We start from the raw sequence: 365 nt of genomic DNA, 5'->3' as shown, positions 1-365 counted from the left end.
GACGTGCTCTGCAACGGAGACACGGACGGCACGCTGACGGTAGTAGCCACGGGTGGTACCCTTGACTACACCTACCTGTGGAGCAACGGACAGACTACGGCTACGGCCACCGGTCTGGCCGCTGGCACCTACACGGTGACGGTCACCGACGCCAACGGCTGTACGGAAACCGCCACGGGCACGGTCAACGAGCCCACCGACCTGGAAGCTGCCATCGCCGACACGGACGTGCTCTGCAACGGAGACACGGACGGCACGCTGACGGTAGTTGCCACCGGCGGTACCCCCGACTACACCTACCTGTGGAGCAACGGACAGACGACGGCTACGGCCACGGGCCTGGCTGCGGGCATCTACACGGTAAC

1 protein-coding gene is annotated in these 365 nt (G+C 65.5%); it reads left to right on the top strand.

Annotated elements, in window-relative coordinates:
* Positions 1-365: SprB repeat-containing protein (locus H9S92_RS00020; protein WP_187464686.1), on the top strand; the 365-nt coding region annotated here is incomplete at both ends.

Source organism: Neolewinella lacunae (genome assembly GCF_014349155.1).
GTDB classification, from domain to species: domain Bacteria; phylum Bacteroidota; class Bacteroidia; order Chitinophagales; family Saprospiraceae; genus Neolewinella; species Neolewinella lacunae.
Note: the sequence above shows the minus strand (reverse complement) of the source record. Positions and strands in the feature narration are given on the sequence as shown.